The sequence below is a fragment of the Ferdinandcohnia jepli genome (assembly GCF_047246645.1).
Classification (GTDB): domain Bacteria; phylum Bacillota; class Bacilli; order Bacillales; family Bacillaceae_L; genus Ferdinandcohnia.
In genome coordinates, this window is sequence record NZ_JBFOKR010000058.1 from 1 (window position 1) to 581 (window position 581).

The following is a 581-nucleotide window of genomic DNA, read 5'->3' on the forward strand; positions in this document are numbered from 1 at the left end:
CAAGGTAGCCGTATCGGAAGGTGCGGCTGGATCACCTCCTTTCTAAGGAAACTGAAGTTCTACGAACTTCATAAAAAAGACGTCTTGTATTGTGGTCAGTTTTGAAGGAGCTTTTGTTTCTTCAAAGGTAGATTTTTGCTTATTGCAAAAATCGTTTGCGCTTGCGTCTACAAGATTAATCGAAGATGATTAATTCCTCAGCGCAAGGCAGCATGAAGATTACTCACTGATGTATATCACGATGTGATTGAAGTCAGTAACCTCGTTCCTTGAAAACTAGATAACGTAACAAACACATTCATTGAAGTAAAGTTCTTTTAAAAAAACTTATAGACATTTAATGTCTGAGGTTAAGTTAGAAAGGGCGCACGGTGGATGCCTTGGCACTAGGAGCCGATGAAGGACGGTACTAACACCGATATGCTTCGGGGAGCTGTAAGTAAGCTTTGATCCGAAGATTTCCGAATGGGGGAACCCACTGCTCGTAATGGAGCAGTATCCTTACCTGAATTCATAGGGTAAGAGAAGGTAGACCCGGGGAACTGAAACATCTTAGTACCCGGAGGAAGAGAAAGCAAACG

At 42.3% G+C, this 581-nt stretch carries 1 rRNA gene; it reads left to right on the forward strand.

Features of this window, described 5'->3' with window-relative positions:
* Positions 1–348 precede the first annotated feature (348 nt).
* Positions 349–581: ribosomal RNA gene (locus tag AB3M96_RS23645) — 23S ribosomal RNA — on the forward strand; the annotation flags it as partial.